This window comes from Vibrio sp. 2130-1 (genome assembly GCF_033339515.1).
Window position 1 is genome coordinate 1 of sequence record NZ_JAWOUT010000596.1, and the last position, 552, is coordinate 552.

1 protein-coding gene is annotated in these 552 nt (G+C 46.2%); it reads right to left on the reverse strand.

Annotation, left to right across the window (positions count from 1 at the left end):
* A partial coding sequence (locus R7Q09_RS27605; protein WP_318144140.1) for a class I SAM-dependent methyltransferase occupies positions 1-552 on the reverse strand: 552 nt, incomplete at both ends.

Below are 552 nucleotides of genomic sequence, written 5' to 3' on the forward strand. Positions count from 1 at the left end.
GCTGATCCTACGTGCAAGAAAACCGCCTTCACAATAACTATGGTAATAACGCCACATGCGGACAAACCGGTCATCGTACCCAAACCCTCGCACAGCATCCTCTGCGCGGTTAAAACGGCGATGCCACTCATTCAGTGTTTTTGCGTAGTCTAGGCCGATGTCAAACAAATCACGAACCACCAAATCACTGTGCTTAGTGGTCGCTTGTGTCAAAGACGTCACCGACGGCAAGAAACCGCCAGGGAAAATGTATTTCTGAATAAAATCGACATTGTTGCTGTAATAGTCGTAGCGCTGGTCCGCAATCGTAATCGCTTGGATAGCCATCAGGCCGCTAGGCTTTAATAATGACTCGCATTTTTTGATGTAGGAAGCTAAGAACTGTTTCCCCACGGCTTCAATCATCTCGATAGAAACCAATTTATCGTACGTCCCAGTAAGGTTACGGTAGTCTTCTTTAAGTAAAGTAATTCGATCGGCTAAACCTCGTTGTACGATTTGCTGTCGAGCATATTCATGCTGCTCTTCCGAAATGGTCGTTGTTGTCACTCG